Annotated in this window: 25 protein-coding genes and 1 pseudogene; 5 read left to right on the forward strand and 21 right to left on the reverse strand. The window is 41.9% G+C overall.

Annotation, left to right across the window (positions count from 1 at the left end):
- Positions 1-24: 24 nt before the first annotated feature.
- From NST34_RS26395 to NST34_RS26410, 4 genes are all read right to left on the reverse strand, one after another.
- Positions 25-930 carry an ABC transporter permease gene (locus NST34_RS26395; protein ID WP_042191391.1) on the reverse strand — a complete coding sequence of 302 codons (906 nt, stop codon included), beginning with the start codon at positions 928-930 and terminating at the stop codon, positions 25-27.
- An 89-nt stretch (positions 931-1,019) separates the two neighbouring features.
- A complete protein-coding gene (locus tag NST34_RS26400) occupies positions 1,020-2,684 on the reverse strand; it encodes an extracellular solute-binding protein (RefSeq protein WP_042191393.1) in 1,665 nt (554 codons plus the stop codon).
- A gap of 294 nt (positions 2,685-2,978) precedes the next feature.
- Positions 2,979-3,908 (reverse strand): phosphotransferase, encoded by a 930-nt coding sequence (locus tag NST34_RS26405; protein WP_341129598.1) that lies wholly within the window; start codon positions 3,906-3,908, stop codon positions 2,979-2,981.
- A 315-nt stretch (positions 3,909-4,223) separates the two neighbouring features.
- On the reverse strand, positions 4,224-4,925 hold the full coding sequence (locus NST34_RS26410) for a CPBP family intramembrane glutamic endopeptidase (protein WP_341129084.1): 702 nt from the start codon (positions 4,923-4,925) through the stop codon (positions 4,224-4,226).
- Between the two features lie 92 nt (positions 4,926-5,017).
- Here NST34_RS26410 and NST34_RS26415 point away from each other — a divergent pair, with 92 nt between their 5' ends.
- Positions 5,018-5,761, forward strand: a complete 744-nt coding sequence (locus NST34_RS26415) for a MerR family transcriptional regulator (protein ID WP_076286021.1) — start codon at positions 5,018-5,020, stop codon at positions 5,759-5,761.
- A gap of 116 nt (positions 5,762-5,877) precedes the next feature.
- On the opposite strand, the gene NST34_RS26420 is transcribed toward NST34_RS26415, so the two are convergent.
- The 4 genes from NST34_RS26420 to NST34_RS26435 all read right to left on the reverse strand — a co-directional run bounded on the left by NST34_RS26420 (position 5,878) and on the right by NST34_RS26435 (position 7,582).
- Positions 5,878-6,027: a hypothetical protein gene (locus NST34_RS26420; RefSeq protein WP_445667134.1), complete on the reverse strand. Its 150-nt coding sequence runs from the start codon at positions 6,025-6,027 to the stop codon at positions 5,878-5,880.
- Positions 6,028-6,132: 105 nt separating this feature from the next.
- Positions 6,133-6,336 (reverse strand): helix-turn-helix transcriptional regulator, encoded by a 204-nt coding sequence (locus tag NST34_RS26425; protein WP_076286019.1) that lies wholly within the window; start codon positions 6,334-6,336, stop codon positions 6,133-6,135.
- Between the two features lie 15 nt (positions 6,337-6,351).
- Complete coding sequence (locus NST34_RS26430; protein WP_341129086.1) at positions 6,352-6,750, reverse strand: hypothetical protein; 399 nt, start codon at positions 6,748-6,750, stop codon at positions 6,352-6,354.
- A 283-nt stretch (positions 6,751-7,033) separates the two neighbouring features.
- A complete protein-coding gene (locus NST34_RS26435) occupies positions 7,034-7,582 on the reverse strand; it encodes a pyridoxamine 5'-phosphate oxidase family protein (protein ID WP_076286017.1) in 549 nt (182 codons plus the stop codon).
- A 172-nt stretch (positions 7,583-7,754) separates the two neighbouring features.
- On the opposite strand from NST34_RS26435, the gene pdxR reads away from it, so the two are divergent.
- On the forward strand, positions 7,755-9,185 hold the full coding sequence (pdxR, locus tag NST34_RS26440) for a MocR-like pyridoxine biosynthesis transcription factor PdxR (protein WP_076300445.1): 1,431 nt from the start codon (positions 7,755-7,757) through the stop codon (positions 9,183-9,185).
- 188 nt (positions 9,186-9,373) lie between these two features.
- Here pdxR and NST34_RS26445 read toward each other — a convergent pair whose 3' ends face one another.
- The 3 genes and pseudogenes from NST34_RS26445 to NST34_RS26455 form a co-directional block, all read right to left on the reverse strand.
- A complete protein-coding gene (locus tag NST34_RS26445) occupies positions 9,374-9,838 on the reverse strand; it encodes a phage tail protein (protein WP_341059606.1) in 465 nt (154 codons plus the stop codon).
- Positions 9,839-10,143: 305 nt separating this feature from the next.
- Positions 10,144-10,452, reverse strand: a complete 309-nt coding sequence (locus tag NST34_RS26450) for an immunity 51 family protein (protein WP_341129599.1) — start codon at positions 10,450-10,452, stop codon at positions 10,144-10,146.
- A gap of 42 nt (positions 10,453-10,494) precedes the next feature.
- Positions 10,495-11,856, reverse strand: a pseudogene (locus NST34_RS26455) (SMI1/KNR4 family protein); the annotation flags it as partial.
- 84 nt (positions 11,857-11,940) lie between these two features.
- Between NST34_RS26455 and NST34_RS26460 the strand changes: the two are divergent.
- Complete coding sequence (locus NST34_RS26460) at positions 11,941-12,132, forward strand: hypothetical protein (protein WP_340972674.1); 192 nt, start codon at positions 11,941-11,943, stop codon at positions 12,130-12,132.
- 179 nt (positions 12,133-12,311) lie between these two features.
- Here the strand turns inward: NST34_RS26460 and NST34_RS26465 are convergent, their stop codons facing one another.
- The 6 genes from NST34_RS26465 to NST34_RS26490 form a co-directional block, all read right to left on the reverse strand.
- Positions 12,312-13,706 (reverse strand): hypothetical protein, encoded by a 1,395-nt coding sequence (locus tag NST34_RS26465; RefSeq protein WP_076286014.1) that lies wholly within the window; start codon positions 13,704-13,706, stop codon positions 12,312-12,314.
- A 156-nt stretch (positions 13,707-13,862) separates the two neighbouring features.
- Positions 13,863-14,735 (reverse strand): AraC family transcriptional regulator, encoded by an 873-nt coding sequence (locus tag NST34_RS26470; RefSeq protein WP_042191405.1) that lies wholly within the window; start codon positions 14,733-14,735, stop codon positions 13,863-13,865.
- A gap of 188 nt (positions 14,736-14,923) precedes the next feature.
- Positions 14,924-15,304: a hypothetical protein gene (locus NST34_RS26475; RefSeq protein ID WP_341129087.1), complete on the reverse strand. Its 381-nt coding sequence runs from the start codon at positions 15,302-15,304 to the stop codon at positions 14,924-14,926.
- A gap of 203 nt (positions 15,305-15,507) precedes the next feature.
- Positions 15,508-16,218 (reverse strand): ABC transporter permease, encoded by a 711-nt coding sequence (locus tag NST34_RS26480; RefSeq protein ID WP_076286011.1) that lies wholly within the window; start codon positions 16,216-16,218, stop codon positions 15,508-15,510.
- Positions 16,215-17,060 (reverse strand): ABC transporter ATP-binding protein, encoded by an 846-nt coding sequence (locus NST34_RS26485; protein ID WP_076300434.1) that lies wholly within the window; start codon positions 17,058-17,060, stop codon positions 16,215-16,217. Before NST34_RS26485 ends, NST34_RS26480 begins: the two co-directional genes overlap by 4 nt.
- A 138-nt stretch (positions 17,061-17,198) precedes the next feature.
- Entirely contained in the window at positions 17,199-18,134 is a 936-nt protein-coding gene (locus NST34_RS26490) for a LytTR family transcriptional regulator DNA-binding domain-containing protein (protein ID WP_076300433.1), read from the reverse strand.
- A 217-nt stretch (positions 18,135-18,351) separates the two neighbouring features.
- On the opposite strand from NST34_RS26490, the gene NST34_RS26495 reads away from it, so the two are divergent.
- Positions 18,352-19,044, forward strand: coding sequence for a DUF421 domain-containing protein (locus NST34_RS26495; RefSeq protein ID WP_341129600.1), 693 nt, complete (start codon positions 18,352-18,354; stop codon positions 19,042-19,044).
- Positions 19,045-19,094: 50 nt separating this feature from the next.
- Here NST34_RS26495 and NST34_RS26500 read toward each other — a convergent pair whose 3' ends face one another.
- Entirely contained in the window at positions 19,095-19,487 is a 393-nt protein-coding gene (locus NST34_RS26500) for a collagen-like protein (protein WP_341129088.1), read from the reverse strand.
- A gap of 237 nt (positions 19,488-19,724) precedes the next feature.
- Between NST34_RS26500 and NST34_RS26505 the strand changes: the two genes are divergently transcribed.
- Complete coding sequence (locus tag NST34_RS26505; protein ID WP_076300431.1) at positions 19,725-20,447, forward strand: YheC/YheD family protein; 723 nt, start codon at positions 19,725-19,727, stop codon at positions 20,445-20,447.
- 89 nt (positions 20,448-20,536) lie between these two features.
- Here the strand turns inward: NST34_RS26505 and NST34_RS26510 are convergent, their stop codons facing one another.
- The 3 genes from NST34_RS26510 to NST34_RS26520 all read right to left on the reverse strand — a co-directional run bounded on the left by NST34_RS26510 (position 20,537) and on the right by NST34_RS26520 (position 22,465).
- A complete protein-coding gene (locus NST34_RS26510; RefSeq protein ID WP_076300430.1) occupies positions 20,537-20,860 on the reverse strand; it encodes a hypothetical protein in 324 nt (107 codons plus the stop codon).
- Between the two features lie 103 nt (positions 20,861-20,963).
- On the reverse strand, positions 20,964-21,911 hold the full coding sequence (locus tag NST34_RS26515) for a hypothetical protein (RefSeq protein ID WP_341129089.1): 948 nt from the start codon (positions 21,909-21,911) through the stop codon (positions 20,964-20,966).
- Positions 21,908-22,465, reverse strand: a complete 558-nt coding sequence (locus NST34_RS26520) for an RNA polymerase sigma factor (RefSeq protein ID WP_076286005.1) — start codon at positions 22,463-22,465, stop codon at positions 21,908-21,910. Before NST34_RS26520 ends, NST34_RS26515 begins: the two co-directional genes overlap by 4 nt.
- Between the last annotated feature and the right edge of the window lie 124 nt (positions 22,466-22,589).

Genomic DNA, 22,589 nt, shown 5'->3' on the forward strand with positions numbered 1-22,589 from the left:
CCTTCTGAATTACCGCCGATTGCATTAGAAAATGCGGTAATTCGCTACACGATAGGCTAAGATATAGGACATAGATACGAATATGAAAGAGATGACCGATTTCAGCAGTCCTACGGCCGTAGCGAAACCGAACTGTGCTTGCTCAATCCCCATACGATATACGAAGGTATCGATAATATCCGCGCTTTCATAGACCGGAGGACTATATAGGTTGAAGATTTGATCAAATCCCGCATTCAGTACATTCCCGATACTAAGCGTAAACATGAGAACGATAATAGGAAGCATCCCCGGCAGCGTCACATGTAACGTCTGCTTAAAGCGTCCTGCGCCGTCGATCTCCGCTGCCTCGTACAGTGACGGATTAATACTGGTAAGCGCAGCCAGATAGACAATCGTACCAAATCCGAACTCTTTCCATACATCCGATATGACCATCACATAAGGGAACCATTTGTTGTCTCCCAGGAAAAAAACAGGGTCTATACCAAACAAGCCAAGCACTTGATTGAGAATACCGGAAGATGGAGACAATACATCGATTAGAATACCGCTTAACAAGACCCATGATAGAAAATGCGGCAAGTACACGAGCGTCTGGAAGGTCCGTTTGACCCATTCTTTCCGCAGCTCATTCAGAAGTATCGCTATGGTGACCGGAACGATCATACCTGCTACAATTTTCATCACCGCAATGTATACTGTATTGAAGAATATCCGGCCGATATCGGGGTAATCCATCAGTAACTGAAGGTTTTTAAGACCAATAAATGGTGAGCCGAACAACCCTTTATTCGGTACGTATTTCTGAAAGGCCATCATAATGCCGGCCATCGGGATATAACTGAAGATGAGGACCAATACGATCCCAGGAACCAACATCAAGTGAAGCGGCCACTCCCTCTTCCACATACGCGTTAATACATTCATGCCATCCACCTCGCTATAGGACTAAAAATGAAGAACTAGGTTAAAGAAAAGAGAGGTTGTTTGTGTTCAACCCCTCGATTCTCCTGCTATCATTGTTTGTGAGTCGCGTACCATTCATTGACTTCTTTGGTCATTTCGTCGCCGCCAAGCTTTTTCCACTCTTCTACGAATTTATCGAATTCATCCACGGATACTTGATTCATCATAATCTTGAAGTATACTTCATCCCGCTTCTTCTTCAGGATTTCTTGTCGATCTGCCATGGTTGGAGTCGGTGCGCCGTAGAATTTGTTTTGTAGGTACTGTTTATTGTTCTGAATTTCAGGAACAAGTGAATATGCACCTTTTGGACCTGAGATCAGATATTCCCACCACATGTTGATATCGGTACCGTCAACATACTTCATGGCACGCTCGTAACGAGTTTTTTGATCTTTCGTCTCCAAAATGCTCTCGTCTTTGTTCTCGATCGCTTTTGGCAATATTTCACCGTTATTATCCTTTTGTTTACCAACACGAAGCGGGCTTAGAAGCCAGTAGTTGTTGCCTTTCTCCTTCAGGTCTTTACCATACTCATATACTTTCTGTTCTGGCGTCGGATGATTATCCACGACAATCCAATGGTTCAGCAATTTAATAACGCCTTCCGGATGCTTCGCTTGCTTGGAGATAACATAATATTCGTCAACACCCAAACCTATCTGCGATAGTGCAGGTTCGCTATCCACCGATGGAATCGGGAATACGCCCCACTCTTGTACGACTTTACCATCCTTTACTGCGCCTTTAGCGAGCTGAGCCGGTACCCAAGACTGGCCGTATACGATACCTGCGTTATTGTTATAGAGGAGCTCTGCTGCTTTCTCCACATCTTTAACGACGAACTCAGGATCAATTAATCCTTTCTTGAACATTTCCTGCAGCGCCTTAAGTGCGTCTTTCACTTGAGGCTGAATGTCACTGTTGACCAAATTGCCATTTCCGTCTTCCATCCAAAGATTTTCATAAGCATGGTAACTATTCAAGAATGCTATTAGTCCTGTAACAGCTGTGGACTGGTTGTTAAATGGATCTTTGCTAATTACAATTCCATACGGTTTCCCAGTGCCGCCTGGATCTTTTGTTTTGAACGCTTCGGCGATCGTCAAGAGATCCGCCATCGTCTTTGGTTCCGGCAGGTTCAATTTCTTCAGCCAGTCCGTGCGTACATAGAGGAACTGATACTGGTACGGATTATAAGAACTTGGAATCCCCATGAGTTTACCGTCGAAAGTGGCGGTCTTCAGTTGCATTCCGCCATCCATCGACAAGAATTTCTTAGTCTCATCCGTCGCATTCTTGTCATATACGTCCGTGATATCCATAATCATATCCGCTTCGGTCAGCTCTTTCAGCTGTGTAGCATTAACCTTCATGAAGTCCGGAAGATCATTGGAGGCGATGGACATCTTCACTTTTTCCTTGAATTGAACGTCATCGGCGGACACCCATTTATTCGTGAGCTTCACACCGATATCTTTCTCATACGCATCATAGACCGAGTTCTTCTCAAAGCTTTCGCCCTCATCGAATTTGAGATACTGATCGCTTGCCGAAACTGTTGAAACTTCAATCACTTCATTTTTTTGTTCCACAGGTGTCTCAGGCTGCTTCTCAGGCTGCTTCTCCCCTTCATTTGTGGTTTTGCCGCATGCCGTGATAGTTAAACTTAGGATCAATGCGACGATCAGAAGTATTCTACTTTTTTTCTTCATATTACCCCTCCACATTGTCTCAAAATAGGTCGTGCATCTACTTCATGCTGCTTCTCTTCCTAGTTCTAGTATAGGAAAGGAAAGGACCCCCATCTATATACTAGTCTTTACTTTCGTATACACCTCTTGACTACCGTCAGGCTTGTCCCTAGAACGCACAAGAGAGAGGGAGTCTCCCTAGGTTAGGTTGACTCCCCCTTCGTTGAAACGTTACCGTGTATTAACTCGAATATTCAGCTCCCCACGATATTTGACAAGAGATGTCGCGCCGCTTCTTGCTTCATTTCCATTTCTTCATTTTTCGATAAACCTAAGCGCACGTTCTGATTGATATTCAGCTAGACCTTTTGCGAATTGTTGATCGGGAAATCCTCTATGCTGTAGCTTTAAACCCGCTGAAGTTAGTGATATATGGTGATGCAATTGATAAAATAACAGCCTATCCGGATCAAGCTTATCGTTCTTAAGATACCGATAGAAATCTCCAAAACGCATCTCCAAAAAACTATGCTCATGCTCAATATCAAAGAACGCTGCTCCTTCGATATCGATCAGAAAGGGCTCCAGCTTATCATTAACCAATACATGGTCAGGACCCAGTTCCCCATGAATAAATCCATACTGCTTTCTAGGCTTAATTCTTGATTCAAGCTCATACAACTTATCGAGCAGTTTACTTTGATTAGACCCGATCTTCTCCATATGCTGAGAGGCGTAAGCTAGCTGTACTTTCGCATTTTCCATTTGTAATGAATGACATTGTTCTGTACTGATCTCGTTAGCATTGGCTTTCCCAAAAAACTGCCTTTCGGTGGTATGCATAGTAGTAAGCATATCCCCCAACTGCTGAAACACTTTATCTTGAACAGCTAATTCGGAATGTTGGAAAAAGCTTTCTGCCTTACGTCCATCTATATATTCAACAAGCGCATAATCAAATGGGTAACGGTCTCTTTCCTTATTCAGATCATAAAGTGCTGGGGTCTGAATTCCATGCTGTGTTAAATACTTATTGTTTATTTCAAACAAATCACTTCCATAGGACTGTTCATTTATATCTTCATTCGCTTTTTCTTCTTCAAAATAATTCATGGAAAGATCCCACACATACAAAACGCAGGAAAATCCATTACTGCACTCAATCTTGTAGACCACCTTTTGTGCCCCACCATGCATTCGTGAAACACGAGTAACTAAATAACTGGTGCCAAAAATCCGTCCAATATAATCCTGTAAGTCGGCCTGATCGAGATGATAGGTAACGTCCATTAACAACACTCCATTTATTAAGTTTTGCCGGCTTCACAATAGTAAATAAAATCCAGCCCAAAGTATAGACTTTTTCTTTCTGATCAATTATGATGTTGAATAAGGTCTTGAAAAAAATAAGCATACAAAAAGCCTTTGGATTTTATTCCAAAAGGCTTTTTTTTGATGAAGATTCTAGCGAAACCGGCATATCCTTAAGTTATTTATAATTACTCAACTATCGTGTCCTGTCATCAGCGCTCATCGTGTATACATAATATAATCATCATTCTAACTCATCGCTGTTAACAATACGGCAATCGTATTAAACACACCGTGAACAATCATACCAGGCACGACCGATCCCGTACGTTCATAGGTCCATGCAAGCACAACTCCACTAATAAAATTCACGGGCATGGCATTCATAGTGGGAAAATGTGCAAAAGTAAAGATTAGCGAACTAATCACAATCGCCCATCTCATACTAACACGAGCCCGTAGCCAACGATATATAAATCCACGGTAAAATATCTCCTCATAAAAGGGTGACACGATCCCTGCCGACACGATACCAATAATTATAGTAAATAGAGTGACATTTTGCTTCAGACTCTCTGTTTTGCTGTTGTCCACCGTATTCCCAAGAAAACTCGTGAGATAGAGAGTGGCCACACTAAATACGATGAGAATGAGTGTCCACAGGGCAATCCTCCACCAATCTTTCGCAGGAAACCCCTTTACTCCTACCTCTGTCCAGGACATTTTCTTCGGTCGTAAAGCAATGAAATATAATCCTACCAAAAGTACAATCGCGATGGTAAGCCCTGTAAGAGTCCCTGAGTAAAGAGTATTCCCCAACCATTGCTCATACATTGACTGTACCGCATACTTGATAACGAATATAACGAATACAAATTCAAGCGCAAGTAAAGCAATAAACTCACGCCATGTCCACTGATCCATCTTCTTCCACATTTCCGTACTGGTCATCCTTAATCCCTCAATCCTCTGTGATATAATTTAATGATATTAGGTGACGTTACGTCACCTGCAAGCATTATTTTCGAGAGGAAAGAAGAAACATGAATAGATGGACAACAGGACAAGTATCCAAACAGCGGAATATTTCCGTTCGAACCCTACGTTATTATGATCAGATCGGTCTTCTTACACCGAGTTATAAGGAAGATAACGGCCGCCGTTATTATTCAGAGGAAGATTTATTCACTCTCGAAAAGATAACGTTGCTTAAATCACTATCACTACCGCTTGAAGACATTCAAAATGTAATGGACAAGCTATCTTTTCGTCATATTCTAATCGCACATCATAATCATCTTCAGGAGCAGCTTACTTCTCTTCAGGGCAGTATTGCAAATACTACGTCTTTGATCAACATGATTGATCTAGAAGGTACACTCTCCTGGGATCGGGTTTCTCATCTGGTCCATAACGTACAACCCATTTCTAAACAGTGGATCGATTATTTCAACGATGACGAAAGTGCATTTCTACAGAATGCACTCCCCAATCTCAACAGTAATGACCAGACCACTCAGCAATATGCCTCTTTGCTGCGCCGGATTGAATGGTGCATACAGCAATCTGTTCCACCTGAATCTGATGAAGGTTATAACATTGCCTGCGAGTTAATGAAGCTATCACACGAAACCTTTAATGGAGACGAGAAATTGATGGAGAAGTTTTGGGAAGTGAGGAAGCTCCCTACATTAGAGTCAGGACTATATCCCGTATCCGACGAAGTGCTGAACTTTGTGGAGATTAGCATTGCTCACGTTCAAGAAAAAGGGACGGGACAGAAATAGGAATTGAGGAATTTATTGAAATCATGAGTAGCCCCTTTAAACTGAATAAGCGGCGGATCTCTAAAGGAGGATCCGCCGCTAACACATACTAAAAAAATAGAACTTCATATTTATGACTACTTCATAATAATTGCGATAATCCCTACTATAATACACAAAATCCCACTTATAAATTGTCCTAATCCTGAAGCTTGTCCCATTAGTATGAAATTAAATATGTTTTTACTTTTTCTATTCTTCCCAAATAAACCCTCTTCTTTTCTCATAAGATAAAGACCCCAAACTATCAAAACTACCCCAAAAATAAATAATATACTAAGCAATTATATTCCTCCATTGTTTGTTTCATATGTGCATATTTATGAAAAATATTATTTGTCATCTTCATCAAAAATAAACGTTTCTTCAATTGATAAATTAAAAACTGAAGCTATTTTATACGCAAGTAGCACAGATGGATTATACTTTTCTTTTTCTAATGAGATGATTGTTCTAGAAGATACACTTACTTTATCAGCTAGTTCTTGTTGAGTTATTCCTTGTTCTAGTCGTAATTCTTTCACTCTATTTTTCATTAAATATCTCCTTGATTAAAGGACATGATTATAATATTTTCTAGAACCAAATTCACTAATGATTAAAGATATTAAAACAATTAATAATGCAGTATTTGTAGGAATTACTACAAAATTAGTTAAAAACATAATAATTATAATTACATACATCAAAAAACGCATTGAAAAGTGAGAAACTTTTCCATCAATTAAAATATCTCTTTCATCATATTCCTTTGACATGTTCCTTTCTAATATTTTGTTATTGCGGGATTTAAGGTAAGAAATTATTGAAATCAACAAAATTATTCCACCTATGAATAACATGACATAACCATAATTAAATCCTTCCGATGTATCGAGATATAATTGAATAAATCCCAATACCATTAACAAGATTGATAATAAAAGTCGCTGTAAGAATAGTTTTTTCAAATGTAATTCTCCTAACTAACTTATTCTTCTGAAGTGAAGTTCGTTTCATATGAAGTTTACTTCATGTGAAGTTAACTTCATAATATCTTATTTCAAAGTAAATAACAAATGGTAAATAATAGCGCTTTTAATAACAGATTATTTCATCATTTGAACAATTTTATTGTAATAGTGTTCAAGTAATCTGCCCAATTAGCTGAATAAAGGCAGTCGATCACGTTGACTGATCGGCTGCCTTATCGTGTTTATTGAGCTATTGATACTCGTTGGGAATATCTTGTGGTTAAACTTGGCGTTCAGTATCCATGTCCTTTTTATACATTTTTTCCGCTTCAATAGGACTCTCTTTTGCCGTCATATGGCTTGGAATTACCCGATAAACTTGAACCGGACCGCCGAATACAGCTGATCTATACTTCTCCACATGCTGCTTGGACAGGGGGCGATTATAGTAACCTGGTACATACTTATTCATCATTTCCTGAAGTACATGAGTGGCTTCATCCAAATCCGTGATCGGTTCTGCTTGTCCGAATATCATTACGCTCATATAAGCTGTATCCGTTTTCGCAGGTACCGGATCCGTAATGGTTCCGTATTCCTCACATACCGTAAAACACACCTCTGAATTAACACTCATCACCTGATTACGCCTTCCGTCTCCAGCCCCGTGAAAATAGAGTTTCCCTTCTGTCCATACATAATTAAGTGGCACAACATAGGGGAGTTTGCCATCAGCCAACCCAAGATAACCCAATCTCGCTTGCTGAAGGAACCCTTCAATCTTCTCTTGATCCAGGCATTCCCTGCTCTTGTAACGAACCGAATTCATATCGATATCTCTCCTTTAACTCTAGCGTGCGGCAACGACCAAATTGCGAATACCAGCGTTGTTACGGTAGTATATCAATGAATGGATTGCATTAAAATATCCAAAAATCACCGTTTAGAGCAATCCATAATTAATATTATTATGATTGGACGTCTATTTGGAGGTGTGTACGATGATGAAAGTAATTCGTAATGATAAGAGACCGATCTGGCAGCAATTGCTTGATCAAGCGATTCATAATATTACTAGCGGAGTTTGGGCGCCAGGAGAATTACTAATACCTACCCGCGAACTTGCTCACATCGTAGGTGTCTCACGTTCAACTATACAGATCGTCTATGAGGAATTGTTAAGTCGAGGTTATACTGTTACCTCTCGCCGAGGAGGAACGCGAGTTAGTAAATGGAAGCAATTCAATGTGTCAACGAAGGAAATAGAAACAGAGGGTCCCACACCTCCTTCACTCTCCTTGTTAGACTCAGCTGTTGATCATTTACATGACTGGTTCAGAGGTAAAGAACAGCTAGAAGTGGATATTGATTTCAGTCCTCATGAACCCTATTTGGATGAACAATTTCAAAAAAGCTGGCGGCAATCGCTGCTCCACGCATCTGCTGAAATGGATTTATCAAGCTGGGCTTACGGTAATTGCTACGGTTACACACCATTACGTGAGCAAATACAGCGTTATTTATCCCTTGAACGGGGCATACATATCCAAACTAATCAGATTCTGTTGACCTCAGGAGCTCAGCATAGTATCGATTTAATCGCACAGTCGCTTTTAGCTGATGGGGACACAGTTTCAGTAGAAGATCCAGGTTTCCCAGCTGCTTGGATGGCGATGAAATATCGACGAATGAATGTGGTACCTATTCCCGTTGATGAGTATGGTCTAGTGGTGGAGCATATTCACCCTCAATCCAAACTGATCTTTGCCACCCCTTCTCACCAGTGCGCAGTAGGGGTCGTTATGTCGGAGACCCGTCGGCAACAATTGCTACATAAAGCGGTTCAAGAACGGTTTTGGATCATTGAAGACGATTATGATAGTGAATTCCGGTATCGTGGGGAGCCGCTGCCAACGTTGTTTAGTCAGGCATCCAATAATACTTTGTATCTCATGAGTTTTTCTAAAATGATTGCTCCTGGCATTCGTATTTCGGCTATTATAGGTCCATCCGAGGCAATTGCTCAACTAGCGAAGGTACAGGAGCTGACTTACCGTCATCTTCCGATTATGGATCAGCTAACACTAACCCATTTCATTAAAAATGGTCATTTTATGCGGCATATGAGAAGAGTCAGAAATGTATATCGAAGAAGACACGAAATCATGACAAAAGCTATTATGGCTAGTGGTTTAGGGGAGCGTTTTACACTCAGTGGAGTAGAAACAGGATTGCATATGTTACTTGAGGCTGAGGAATCATACGACGAAGAAACTGTGACAAATTTAGCCCTACAACATGGAATACGTGTTTACCCTCTTGGACCCTATTGTCTGGATAGCAAAAGAAAGGGATGGGTATTGGGGTTTGCAAAAGTAGATGAAGCATCAATTGAGCAGGGGATACATCGCCTTGCGGAGATAATTCTGTAAAATCATTTCCGCAGGATTAGATAAATTAAAAGAAAGTATGGACTTTAAATTACTTGGTCCGATGGTTACAGTTACCGTGAATCCCTTGGTTACGCCCTCATTTTAAGATACTTGGCTTATGCAGATAGCAAATAAATAAAGCCTCTATCCCGCCACTCGGAATAGAGGCTTGTATTATTCTTACTCCTTTAATACTCTCCTTTGATTACAAAATACGAGCCACGGATTGTACCGGCTAGTTTAGACTTTTGCCTAGCAAATTTAAACTTCTCTTCTAACTCCTTTGGTATCTCCATCCCCTCAGAAAGCTTAAAACCAACGGCTCGCTTCTTAGGATCATCAACCGTATACATGACATTAACCTCAAGTCCATCTTCATAAAAGACATAAGTGAATTTAATATTTTCCACTTGAAAACGCGACGTTTCTAAAGGTTTTGCCGCAAACTCAATATTACGTTCTTCTTTTAAAATTCGGCTCACATAATCAAGGTTTTCCTGGCTTTCGTTAGCTGGGACAACTGTAAATTCATGCTTGTACTTGTTCATAAAGTAACGAGCTTCATTCGCACGTAAACCAGCAAGCGCCTCTGCTACAGGTGAAGACTCTACTCCGACCGTAGACACATCTTTAAAATCAACGATATACGTCATTTCCATCTCTCCTTTTCTCTCATTATTCCCTATCAATAGAATACAATAACTAAATTTTTAACTATATTATATCAAAAATAATCTACTTCACATGTTCAAATCTATGCCCGTAACTTTCTAAAAAAGAGCATCTGCTGCAAATCAGCCAAGACTTATAGCCTTCGTCCTTGCAGCAGATGCTGACGGTCAGCTAAAAACCGTATCATCCATATATTGGTGCCATCGAAAACAAATCTTGAAACGGATTCCTACCTGACGCATTCTCTCAACCTTCTGTGTGACCGAGCCCCTGAATACTGTTGTGATCAATCGAGCTCCGCGCGGGAAAAAAGATCCCGGATCAACGTCTCATTTTCACAGACCTGCTTCAACCGCACCGCGAACTGCTTAATAGCTTCGCTATTCTCCGAATAAGCACAGAACATATCCGCTTCCGGGTCAAAATGAATCGTATCTACCCATTCAGGCATATATTCGTTCACAAACACAGCCGCCAAAGAAGCCCAATCGTACCCGTTACCTTCAAATCCTTCGTCTGCCCGGGCCTCGAACACTTCCGATCGGTAGCTACCCACATTTAGAATGACAAACATGCCTCCACCTTGCTGATCCACGAGTATAAAAGGGGCAACGTCCTCTTCTGCGGATTCTGCTTCCAGCCGTGCAATGACCTCAGAGCGGGCTTGATCCGTGAAGCAAAGCACCCCGTTTTTCTGAACAATCAGCCCTTCCCGTATTCGCCCATCCAGCCAGTCGCTGATCCAGCCCGGAGCATACCCGCCTTGACCGAACTCGCCGCCAAAAGCGATCATTTCCTCATATACATCCAGATATTGTTGACGGCTCGTATTTGGATAAGAGCTTGTGTACAGCCAGAACTGCACATCGTACATCAGAGTAGAAAGCTCATCCGCATGAAAGGAAAAGTGTCCCTTCTCTTCTACGATTCGGATACAGACTCTACGGATCTTCTGCTCAAGCTGATCTACCTCAGACACATGGCTGCACAGCTTCGCAAGCAAAGGCGAGAATTGGCCTACGGCTACTTTGCGCAAATCCTCCTCTTTATCTTCTTCAGAGGTGTCGTAGTCCTCATCACTCACCAGACCGCGTATAAATGTCTCGAAGTCTTGGGCCAGGAACGTAATCTCATAATTATCTTCCTGATCCACATGAATTACCTCAGGTTCGCCGTCCCTCCCACAGTTCCGGTAATCCAGCATCACGACATCATGGCCTGCCGAAGGGCAGTCACAAATTACTACGCCGATGTCAGGATACCCCCACTCCTCAATCATGAACGGGCTGCCGAGATCGCCACAGAGTGAATAGCTTTTCTCGCGTCCGATGCCCATAATGCCCGTAATCGCAATATGATCCTCAGCCCATGAGGTCGCATCCTCCGTCGGAAAACAAGTATTATAAGGAACTCCCCCATTGTGCTGCTTCATCAGACTGATATAAGAGGCAGGAAGCTTGTAACCCAGTTCTTCTTCTACAGAAGCAATCAGCTCATCCGTAGGCGGGGCAGAAACATATTCTTTTAGCGCATAATCGCTATCTTTCCAAAATTCGGAGAGGTCCATCCCTTCAAAAGGAGTTGCAGTCGTCCCCGAATCATTATGTTGCTCTCTGATTGCCTGTCTGGCTGCGGCGTGCCGTTCTTTGCGTAGCTTGCGCTGGCTGAATTTCAGAAACATGACCGTATTCTCATCATCCGGATCGAGGTCATGGGCAATACCCAGCACTCTCACCGCTTCCTCATATTGATTCAAATAATAGTAGGAATATCCCACACGAAAATGCCACAGATGGTCATTCTGCCCCTGTTCCGCAATCATCGCGAAGTGTCCAAGCGCTTCTTCATAACGTCCCAAATTGTTATACGCTCTTGCCAGACTGCTGACTACCTCGTAATCTCTGTCCTCTGGAGGAATCGCCATCAGGGTGTCTACAATCTTCTGGTGTTCATCATCTTCATGCCACTGTGTCAGCTGTGCGGTTAGTTCTTTGTCCATGGTCTACCTCCCCAAGCGTATAATCAAATTACTAGAATATAGAGAAATATGGTTTTCCCTATTCTACCAGATGGGATATAGGTATTGAAAATCGAAATAGGGCAGCTAAACGTAGCCATGACCCCAGCAGGGAACGGTAACTATACCTACCCTGTAAATAACCTGCAACACGGCGATACCATCGAGTACTCCTTTACCTATAATCCGGGGCAAGGGGCCGTCGATTCTCCGACGCTCACGTATATCCATGGGTTAACCCAAGGAACACCGGAGTAAAGTGGATAAACCCTAGACAAAATGCATGAACACGAATAGGCGAGGAGGAAGTATTGGTGCTTCCCTCTCGCCTGTTTTGTTGTTTCAGCCATGCTGGTCTCCTCGGTGGAAGATCAGTTGCCATGCGTGATGCGTGACCTCCTTGACGACAAAGCTCATCTCTTAGAACGTCATCAAGCCTAACTATTTACACCAGCCTCTATCTTCTGATCAATAAATTGCTTGAATCTTGTAAAATACTGCTCTGATGCCTCCCAGCGCCTAAGGTCCAAAAAAGACATGTCCTGCTTGCCATATTGATTGGGCGGCTGATAATGCCGGGAAACATAAGTTCCATGATCCACTGTATAAAAATAATACGCTTCATCTGGAGTCTTGATTTCAATCCGAGCATGCAGGTAGTCTCCGTCCTCGTCCGTATGCGCATTACGGAAGCTGTAATATTTTGAGCCGTCCCAGAACCCGTCATCCTCCTCTTCTTCCGAATATAATTCCTGAATCACATCGTGTTGCAAAATGTCTTGCACATATTGGACCTCAATGTTTCGTAAATAAAGCTCAGCCATATTAATACAGGTCAACAACATAGTCCAGCAATCGCTAATCTCCGCTAGCTGTTCCTGAGACTCTTCTGTAATATCCTCCCACTCAGACCCTTCATCTATGGTTCTCCTCAACAAACCGATGGAATGATCTTGCTCCAGCCAAATATAATAGTGATGCCGGTGATCTTTCATATAAACGCTGAGATCCCGCTCATCCCCGTCTGCATCAATATGCTCCAGTTGAACTTTGAAAAATACGCCTTGCTCCTGAAAATCAAAAGATGGTTTGTCATCCGTCATTAAAATACACTGAGTCAATTTCAATATATTTTCCTCATTGATCGTGTTATGGGTAAAATATAAATGAACAGGTTTCTTTCTCGTGAGGGTTTCATTTACTTTTTTCAATGCGGAACGCCTTTCTACAATAACATTCACCAGCGTGCAAAAGGAAAATTCCATGTCCTCCTCATCCATATCCAGAAAAACTTCATCAATCAACACCTCATGAATGTCCACCGGAAGCTCCTGAAATACGCCGTCTCCCTCCCATACATTTACTAAGCATGCAATAGATTTCTGCCCGTCTACTTTGATGCTGTACTCGTCATCCTGAACTAAAACAGCAGCGCTAAGATCACCTATAACAATTGTTTCCCCATGATTGTAGGTGCCGCACAATATTTCCTCAACCATCAGATTGCCCGAAACATAGATTTCCTGACCGCCTACAGCTATATTTTTCGCATTCAAATTACCGGTTACCATAAGCCCTATGGCACCATCTGTTTCTTTATTATAGAGATTGTCTACAGTAAAATTCCCATCGATAAAAATGATGATTACCTCTTTTTGTTGCGGGAAAGCCTGCTCCCAATCCAGATTAAGAGAAGGCAGCGTCAAATCCCCTTCATAATAAGCGGCTAGCTGCTCGTCACTGAAATCCTGGTAAAACTTCGCCCACCAAGATCCTTCCGGAAATTTATCTGCTAGTTGACTAATAGGAATGAATCGGAAAAGATTGCTCATACATTATTTTCCTTTCATTTTTAAATTTCCATTATTCTCTCATATGTAAAAATAAGGGTCAATCTCAACTTTACAAACCATCCCCCACAACAAAAAAAGGCCATCCTTCTATGGGATGGCCTGACAAATCAGAAGTGCAATAGTAATCACCGTTTATTATTTTTTCAAAACCGGTATCCAAATCTCACTTCTGAAGGTCGGTGAAGATATATCCTTACTCTCATTCCATAAAATCTCCGGGCCTCTTGCCAACTCATAATTAGCGGTAGGGAACCATTCAGAATAGATGCGTCCCCAGACATTTTGCAATGTATCGGGAAATGGTCCAACGGCTTCGAATACAGCCCATGTTGCTGCAGGAACATCTAGTTTCGTTAAATTTTCGGGGCATTCCTTGGTTGTAGCAACGCCAACATAATGGTCAAGTTCCCCCTTTTCTTCCATTCTCCCCTCAGAAAAATTCATCGATGCTTGAATCAGTCCCTGAGGTTCGACATTCGAGAGCTTTTTGAGCTGGTCGATGTCATCGCTAGTTAAGCTTTTCCACATAGATGCGATTTCCGGATTTACGCCATTAAATTGGATAGGTACCCTTCTCGTAATGCCTACGATACAGAATGACTCTTTTTCAATGATACGATAGTTCATTGCACTACCCCCTTGAATCGTTAATTGAAAGGTCAAGCGCGGATAGGCTTTTAATGAAGGGCCATGCAACTTTACCGAAGAGGGCGGAATACCGTGCAAGCCTTGGAAAGCTCTAGAAAATGCGTCTGCTGAGCTATATCCATATTTCACCGCCACATCCATAACTCTTAATTCTCCAGCTTGAAGCTCAAATGCCGCAGATGTCAGGCGTCTCCGACGGATGTATTCTGATAGCGTGATGCCTGCAAGAAATGAGAACATTCTAGAAAAATGATATTCGGAACAACAAGCCAACCTCGCCGCTTCCTTCAGGTCTATATCATCAGCAAGATTCTCTTCAATGTATTGTAGAGCCCCGTTCAGATTTGCAAGCAAATCCATTCGAATGACCTCCCTTCACTAACAATATAGCAAGTATCGTCGGCATCCATCCGACATCTCATGCACAGTTTTGCTGGGTACCTAGGAGAAACTTGCCGCTACTTAAGATACGGTTCACCGCGCATTCAAAAAAGAGGTGCGAAAAGCCGGTTCATCACCGGACGCTTTTCGCACCTTCTCTCTCTTGCCTAAATTAACGCGTCGAAATGGCCCTCCGAGTTCACCGTCGCCGTCCGGGGATCGGTCAGACCGATGCCCTTGAGGCCTCCCTTCCACTCAATCCGCGAGAGGGGGAGGTGATCTTGAAGCGGAGAAGCCGGTACAAAATTTACGGGGGCGCTACTCCCGCTTTTCTGTACGAGTTGGGACTCCAGCAGCCGGATTTGCCGCTGCAGCTGCTCCCGGCGATAAGGAGTCTGCATCTCACTTCCTTGTGCCGCATTCACTTTATCCAGTTCCATCATCAGCCGGTTCCGCTGTTTCTCCAGGGAACTGACATCACTCTCTGTACCGCCGTAGGCCGCAATGGTCTGTACAGAGCTGATGCCTGATACTGTCTGTGCCGCCATGATCTTTCCCTCCCTTTCCTCGGCTCCCAATCCAAATTCAGCCAAATTTGAAAGTTCTAATCATCTTTATTACCCAGCAGGCCCCGTCATGACAACATCACAGCCTCAATTAGAGAATAATCGTCATATAGTCTCAGTCGGCCGCTTGTTTCGACCCTACCAAAGACCCATCGAAGGCTGGCTAAAGTCCCTTAAGAGTACCCTTACTCGTCCTTCAACCGCCGCTGATACAAAATGACAGACACTACTGTTAGCACAACTGTCCACGCCAAGGTAATGAGGAGGGGTTTTAATAAATCTCCCGTCGTAAAGCTTATATTGCTTATTTCTAAGAAATACACAAGTTGAGTGCTTGGTACGTACTCCAGCACTTTGAAGATAGGAAAATCATCCACTAGTAACGTTCCCCATGGTGCCCCAGTGAATACGAACATCACAGGAAGTATAGCTAAGGATGCTTCAAGCACCGTCTTGGAGAATAAACCACATATCGTTCCGAGTGCTGTGTATAAAATAATCGAAAGAATCAATGCTGACACAAACGCCCATATACTAGCTGGCTCATAACCAATTATGTACGTAACAATAGCCAGAACAACAGCAGACATTACAAAGACTAAAGTACTTTTACCGATTAAAACATCCATGGTCGTGGCCGGAGTCATCATTAATGATCTTAAAGTGTTATGCTCCTTTTCTTCCGCAATCAAGCATGCTTGTGCAAAGCAGGCTACTACCACAAACGAAAGATTAAGAACTATAGCGAAAACTCCAGGCACAGACGGGTCTACACGTCGAAAAAGAAGTGCAATGATAATTGGAAAAATCAACATAATGGAGATCGCATAATTGCGAGAAAACTCTTTGTAATCCTTCACAAATATCGCCTGGACACGTTTTAATGAGATACTCATAGTAACTCACTTCCTGTCATTTTAATAAAAATATCACCTAGACTTGGCTCTTTCGTTTCTAACCGGTCAATTAACCCTCGTCTCATCCAATCCGCGATTTGATCAGCCGTTCCCTCATCGATCGGGAGCTCGTAAGCTTCCCCATTGATTAATTCAACACAAACTACGTTCTCCCGGTGCTGTCGTTTAAGATCCTTCGGTGCACCGATGGTTTGGATTTGCCCCTGATACAGAATCGCTACGCGGTTGCATATCAATTCTGCCTCAGCCATGTCATGCGTAGTTAAAAAAATCGTTGTCCCTTTGTCATTTAAGTAGCGTAAGCCTTTATAAATATGTGCTGAGTTTACCGGATCTAAAGCCGAAGTAGGTTCATCTAGAAATAATAATTCGGGCTCATGGATAATCGCGCAGGCCAACATGACACGCTGACGCATCCCTTTCGATAAGAGATTGACTTTCTTTTTGCGCTCTCCGCTTAAGTTTACAAACTGCAGCACCTTATCGACCGCAGATCTGGGAAGATCATATAACTTACGATACAGCTCCAAATTTTCCTCAATCGATAATCTTTCATATAGACCACTGTTATCCGTCAAAATGCCGAAGCGCATCTTCTGTGCAGACTGCTGCATCATCTCCGCTGGCTGGTTAAATACACTTGCCTGTCCACTTGTCGGATTTAACTGCGCAGTTAAAATCTTGATTAATGTCGTTTTTCCTGAACCGCTCGGACCGAGGAAGCCAAAAATTTCCCCTTTTGGAATTGAAAAAGACACATCTGCCAACGCATCTTTATTTCCAAATCTCTTACGGACACGTTCTACTTGGATAACATCCATTAACACCACTTCCTTAGCGTTGATGCCTTAAGCATATAAAGATTGCATGCTTCCAGCCATCAAAACCCGCCGAAATGTAGCTATTATCGCCTGAATAGTACCACAAAGTGCTTGATTGGTTCGACATTACCCAGGAAATTAAATGTTCAGAAGTGCTTTTAATTCAGACAATTTTGAACGGGATAACGGAACCACAGCATCTTTACCTGTATTTAACCGCAAGCTGTAGCTATTCTTCGTCCATGTAATAATCTCTCTTACTTTTTGCAGATTAACGATGTAGGACCGATGACACCTAAAAAAACCGAAATTTAACAATCTTTGCTCGAGTTCGGTCAACGTCAAAGCACAGTCATAATTTTCCCCATCCACATGAACAAGGATCGAACCCTCTACACTTTCTATAAAATCGATTTCAGGCGGATTAAATAAAATTACTTTGTCATTTCTTTTGGTTGAGATCTTCTGCAAGGTTATATTGGTCTCGTCTTGTTTCTGTAATTCCTGCTTATCCTCTTCGAAGTCCCGAATATCCAATGGATGAAATCCGGACTCGTTCAACCGATAAATGGTATCACAGGAAATAAGGGCATCCTCTAAATTCGAAGTTAAAATTAATATCTGCTTTTCTTGCGAAAGATCATCCAGAATCCGTTTGAATTGACGACGATCCTGCTCTTCCAAGTAAAAATAAGGTTCCTCCAGTACAAGCGTAGGCTGATGCGCAAAAAAAACACGTAGCAAGGTCACATACATCCTTTTAGATGAGCTTAGATCCTTGATCCTCACCTTCCGTTCTTCTTTTAGAACAAAATAATCCATTAACAAAGCGGCACGCTCATTCCTCTCCGTTACTTGGATAAGAAAAGTAATTAGCTCTTCCACCGTTAAACGCATATACTCGCTTTGCCCAGCCCGAAATAAATAATATTGAGAATGGTCCACTAATTGATTCATTAAAAGCTGCTTTCGCTTCAAGTCCGTTATAATAGCAACCGATTGGTTCAATATCATATTTAATTCAATCTTCGGTAGAAATAATTCCCCGTCATAATACATTGGTTGAAATTGCATTCCGTCCTCCTGATCAGCGACACTACTTGGATATATAAAACAATTATAAAGTCAGGATACTTTTTTGTCAGTTTCTAACTAAAAACACAACGGCATGTCCTATCTAAACGTTCGTCCAGCCGTTCATGTTCATTCGATTCCTTTCACTTAACAAGTATAAGCGAGGAAAATGGGGGTCACTTTAAGACTATCTGTTATGCAAGAAGGGGCTCAGCATATGACATATGGAGAAATTCTATTTCGTACGGCAACGTCTTTCGTTGCTCTACTCGTTTTGACGCGTCTTCTCGGTAAAAAACAAGTCGGACATCTAACGTTTTTCAATTATGTAACAGGGATCACCTTCGGCTCCACCACTGCGGAAATTATCGTCAACAGACAAATCACGCTGCTGCAAGGAATATCTAGCTTGGTCTTATGGTCGCTCTTGGCGTTCAGCGTTGCATTGATTGGACTGCGCTCTGTCAAAGCACGTGAGATTCTCGACGGCCAACCTACGATTCTCGTCAAACAAGGCAAGATTCTGGAAGAGGCATTAGCTAAGCAGCACCTCAACATCGACGATTTAAGCATGTTACTTCGGAATAAGGATGTCTTTTCACCCGAAGAAGTCGAATTTGCAATTCTGGAACCTGACGGTAAACTTAGCGTGTTGATAAAAGAAGAACTGCTGCCTGCAACAAAAAAAGATATAAAAGTAAACGTTGCACCTATTCACAATATCCCAACTGAGCTTATCATCGATGGTAAAATCGTAGAAAAGAATCTTAATAAAATAGATGTCTCCGTTGTCTGGCTCAACCAACAATTAAAGAAAGCCAACATTCATTCTTTAGATCAAGTATTTTACGCAGAGCTCCAATTGGACGGGAGTCTGTATATCGACAAATACCAGGATATAAATCCATAAAAGACCCCCAAAGAGAACAGCCCCCGGGCTGTTCTCTTTCGCTGTCTGCTTTAGAAGCAGGTGAACGAGCGAATCCGATTCAAATCAATACCGAAGTACCCCCAGAAGAGACCGAACCATCTGAACCCTGCAACAGAATTACGCCCGACGAATACCGGGAAGAACCAGAATTGCTCGCCGTTGTTCAGCCAAATGTATGTGTTGCGGAACAGACAGCCTCTGATCGCACCGGGGTCGATGGCAAATGCGGTGGCCGACATTTGCGGTACGAATTGCGGTGGAGGTGCCGTCGGCGCTTGAACGCCTCCCGGTGCAGCTCCTGGAGGTCCCGGAGTCCCAGGAAATCCACCTGGTCCACCCGGTCCTCCTGGTCCTCCTGGTCCTCCTGGTCCACCCGGAAACCCTGGGAATTGGCCGCCTCCCGGCGTTGGAAAAAATCCCATATATGATCGCTCCTTTCAATGAGTAGGCACAATCATCATATGCATTCGCGGAAAGAGTGTTTGGGCGAATGCCAATAAATAATCCGCGCCCAGCCGAAGCTGAACAGTAATGAAATTTAGCCGCCTAAAAGCCTTTTTCACCTGCTTCGGCTCATAAATATGGACGAATATCCACTTATACTGATTCCTAATTTGACTTAGAATTACCGTAGAAGATTGAAAAAGGCTGTGATTCTAATGTTAATCAAAAGAGACAAATGGTTGCAATATCGCATCCTTCGCAAAGGTTCCTCTCTCGCCGGACGGCTGCCAGAGACACAGTTGCTTAAGAAGAACGCATTAACGAATATGCTGCTTCACTATCAAAGCGTCGTATTAAAACCCCGCAACGGGAGTTACGGAAGGGATATCCTGTTCATTAAACGAAACGGTGCAAACGCCTATCGTATTCATAACGAAAAGAAAGTCTTCACCATGACAGACAGCGATAAGTTACTTAAATTGTTCCGTAAAAAAGACAGAGGTCGTGGATATATTGTCCAAAGGCGTCTGCAGCTTGCCCAAATACAACACAAGCCATTCGACATTCGGATAATGGTTCAGCGACAAAAGAGCTCTTCATCCACTTGGATCGTGACAGGCTCATACGCGAAAGTTGCGGCGCAAGGATATCTAGTCACAAATGTGGCTAGCCGCACCATTCCAGTCCTTGAGGCACTCAAATTAGCCCGAATCGGAGATCGGAGCTTGCTTGTCAAAGCGGAACAGATCGCATTATTGGCAGCTACACGACTGGGAGAGCGTTACCCAAAGCTTAGACAAGTCGGGTTCGATATAGGCATCGACAGGAACTGCCGGATTTGGATCATTGAAGGCAATTATCAACCGGACTTACGCCCATTCCGGCTCTTGAAAGATTCCTCAATGCATCGCAGAATATTATGGTATAAGAAACATTAGAACGAAAAAAAAGACGACCAGCCTCTTATCTTTGGCCTGTCGTCTTTTCATGCTTGGTGCCTATCCTTGATAATCCCCCGCTTGCAATTTTACTTACGTCTTTTGTTACTTACAACACGCGTCACTTGGAACTTATTTACCCCTACCTGTATAATGGCAAACTGGCTGTAAGAAGTGCCGGAAGACGTATAAGGTTCCGCTTGAATATTTCCACTCGGTGTTCTAACCGTTGCAGTGATTCTAGTCACCAAACAGACTCCACGGCTAGAAGCTTTCCAAGTCTCGTCACGCTGAACATTATAATTGTCATCACTACATAAGATGGATGCATATTCAACTTTTCCAAATGCATTAAACGATGTGGAGTTAAAGATCTGTACGGGGTCATAACCGCCAGCTTTTCTATTTCCCATCCTCAAAACCTCCCTTATTATCGATATTATTCATTAAATGCAATTGCATCGTTTTGGTAAGGTATAAATGTGGACAAGAAAAAAAAGTACGTTTATCCGATGGTCACAACCCCTTCTCTTTTACTTCTATTATCTTTTTACTAAACTGATATTTCACAGTAACATTCTCAATAATCTCAGTATTCTGGTAGGCAAGAGAACCTTCAAATACTAATGTATCATTGTCTTTCCACACCAGGTTATCAGCATAGCTATAATTCTCATGATCGTTGCGAATCCATGTATCTAGTTCTTTTTGTGCACCATATTTGACTCTTGCAGATTCTATTAACTCTGGACTTGTCATTCCCTCTTCAATATTGCTAATTTGAACGAAATTACTTTTATTAGAGCATGTTACGATCGCAATTAACTTATGATTTGGAGAAGGGATCATTTTTGTAATATACATAGATGGTGCAGAAAAACTTAAATATTCTTTAAGCACATTGTCTTTTATTCTCCAAATGACATTTTGACTTCCATAGTCCGAATAATTATTAAACAACGTAAATATCATACTTCCATCTGCTAGCTTAACAATATAAGGGCTCCGATAACTTTTCGACAAAATATCTACGGCAAAAGCAGCCGCATCAGCGATTTTTTGATTCTCATTTTTTATAAATGGCTGAAGTTCTTTTAACGCTTTTACTCTCAACGTGGGATCATTAAAGCTTTCTACCAGCCTATTAATAGCAATATATACATATTCATTATTATCACTTTTTAAAGCATGTAGAAATTTTTCCGCATCATATTGAGTAGCAGGCTCTAACTCCATGTCTTCAGCATTTAAATAACGTATGTAAGGCTCTGAATTTTGATTTTTATAATATTCTGTTGCTAATAAAGCTGAAGCGGTTGAACTATATAGGACAAGACAGGCAACCAAAATAACCCACTTTTTAGAAATTCCTTTTTTCCTTTTCTCTGTTCCATTGTGCCCAGCCGCTTCAATTAAGTTTTCATCAATGAGTCCGATCTCCTTAAATAAATCTTCTTTTTTCATAGGTTAACCCCCTCTTTGTCTAGATGAACTCGAAGTTTATTTCTTGTCCTAAATAATATAGATTTCACTTTACTACTACTCATATTAAATCTCATAGAAAGCTCATCTATTGAATAGGAATACCAGTACCTTCCAATAAATATGTTTCTCGCTTGCTCATCTATGCCATATAAAAATTGATTTATTAAGTTTGCGATCTCACCTTCTTCATACTCTGTTTCTACAGTATCAGGCGAAGCTAGACATTCTTCTAGTTCCGTTAGAATGACTTCAAACTCACGATTACGCTTTTTCGCTGTGTTATAACCATACTTATCAAGCGCAATATTACGGATGATCCTCCCTAAAAATACCGAAAAATTCCTAGGCAGATTAGGCGGTATCGCATTCCATGCCGCTAAGTATGTATCGTTCTCACACTCTTCAACATCCGAGAAATTTGAAATAATGTTTCTTGCAATGACTCTGCAGTAAGCCCCATATTTATTTTTAGTCTCTAAAATGGCTTGCTGTGAACGCTGTAAGTATAGGTGGATTATTCCTTGGTCTTCCATTCGTTTTTCTCCTTTTAAACACTCTTATCTATATAGTAGAGAATTCTTAGGATGGGTTGCACTTATATTAAAATTTACACCAATATATAAAGACAACCCCCTCCTAAACAAGGAAGGGGTCTTT

Source organism: Paenibacillus sp. FSL H7-0714 (assembly GCF_038003765.1).
In the GTDB taxonomy this organism is placed as follows: Bacteria; Bacillota; Bacilli; order Paenibacillales; family Paenibacillaceae; genus Paenibacillus_AQ.

What these genes read in the sequence shown, in the direction of transcription:
- NST34_RS26395 (WP_042191391.1), bottom strand. Translation starts at nt 930, where the DNA reads ATGAATGTATTAACGCGTATGTGGAAGAGGGAGTGGCCGCTTCACTTG.
- NST34_RS26400 (WP_042191393.1), bottom strand. Translation starts at nt 2,684, where the DNA reads ATGAAGAAAAAAAGTAGAATACTTCTGATCGTCGCATTGATCCTAAGT.
- NST34_RS26410 (WP_341129084.1), bottom strand. Translation starts at nt 4,925, where the DNA reads ATGACCAGTACGGAAATGTGGAAGAAGATGGATCAGTGGACATGGCGT.
- NST34_RS26415 (WP_076286021.1), top strand. Translation starts at nt 5,018, where the DNA reads ATGAATAGATGGACAACAGGACAAGTATCCAAACAGCGGAATATTTCC.
- NST34_RS26420 (WP_445667134.1), bottom strand. Translation starts at nt 6,027, where the DNA reads ATGAGAAAAGAAGAGGGTTTATTTGGGAAGAATAGAAAAAGTAAAAAC.
- NST34_RS26425 (WP_076286019.1), bottom strand. Translation starts at nt 6,336, where the DNA reads ATGAAAAATAGAGTGAAAGAATTACGACTAGAACAAGGAATAACTCAA.
- NST34_RS26435 (WP_076286017.1), bottom strand. Translation starts at nt 7,582, where the DNA reads ATGAATTCGGTTCGTTACAAGAGCAGGGAATGCCTGGATCAAGAGAAG.
- pdxR (WP_076300445.1), top strand. Translation starts at nt 7,755, where the DNA reads ATGATGAAAGTAATTCGTAATGATAAGAGACCGATCTGGCAGCAATTG.
- NST34_RS26445 (WP_341059606.1), bottom strand. Translation starts at nt 9,838, where the DNA reads ATGACGTATATCGTTGATTTTAAAGATGTGTCTACGGTCGGAGTAGAG.
- NST34_RS26465 (WP_076286014.1), bottom strand. Translation starts at nt 13,706, where the DNA reads ATGAGCAATCTTTTCCGATTCATTCCTATTAGTCAACTAGCAGATAAA.
- NST34_RS26470 (WP_042191405.1), bottom strand. Translation starts at nt 14,735, where the DNA reads ATGGATTTGCTTGCAAATCTGAACGGGGCTCTACAATACATTGAAGAG.
- NST34_RS26475 (WP_341129087.1), bottom strand. Translation starts at nt 15,304, where the DNA reads ATGGCGGCACAGACAGTATCAGGCATCAGCTCTGTACAGACCATTGCG.
- NST34_RS26480 (WP_076286011.1), bottom strand. Translation starts at nt 16,218, where the DNA reads ATGAGTATCTCATTAAAACGTGTCCAGGCGATATTTGTGAAGGATTAC.
- NST34_RS26485 (WP_076300434.1), bottom strand. Translation starts at nt 17,060, where the DNA reads ATGGATGTTATCCAAGTAGAACGTGTCCGTAAGAGATTTGGAAATAAA.
- NST34_RS26490 (WP_076300433.1), bottom strand. Translation starts at nt 18,134, where the DNA reads ATGCAATTTCAACCAATGTATTATGACGGGGAATTATTTCTACCGAAG.
- NST34_RS26495 (WP_341129600.1), top strand. Translation starts at nt 18,352, where the DNA reads ATGACATATGGAGAAATTCTATTTCGTACGGCAACGTCTTTCGTTGCT.
- NST34_RS26500 (WP_341129088.1), bottom strand. Translation starts at nt 19,487, where the DNA reads ATGGGATTTTTTCCAACGCCGGGAGGCGGCCAATTCCCAGGGTTTCCG.
- NST34_RS26505 (WP_076300431.1), top strand. Translation starts at nt 19,725, where the DNA reads ATGTTAATCAAAAGAGACAAATGGTTGCAATATCGCATCCTTCGCAAA.
- NST34_RS26510 (WP_076300430.1), bottom strand. Translation starts at nt 20,860, where the DNA reads ATGGGAAATAGAAAAGCTGGCGGTTATGACCCCGTACAGATCTTTAAC.
- NST34_RS26515 (WP_341129089.1), bottom strand. Translation starts at nt 21,911, where the DNA reads ATGAAAAAAGAAGATTTATTTAAGGAGATCGGACTCATTGATGAAAAC.
- NST34_RS26520 (WP_076286005.1), bottom strand. Translation starts at nt 22,465, where the DNA reads ATGGAAGACCAAGGAATAATCCACCTATACTTACAGCGTTCACAGCAA.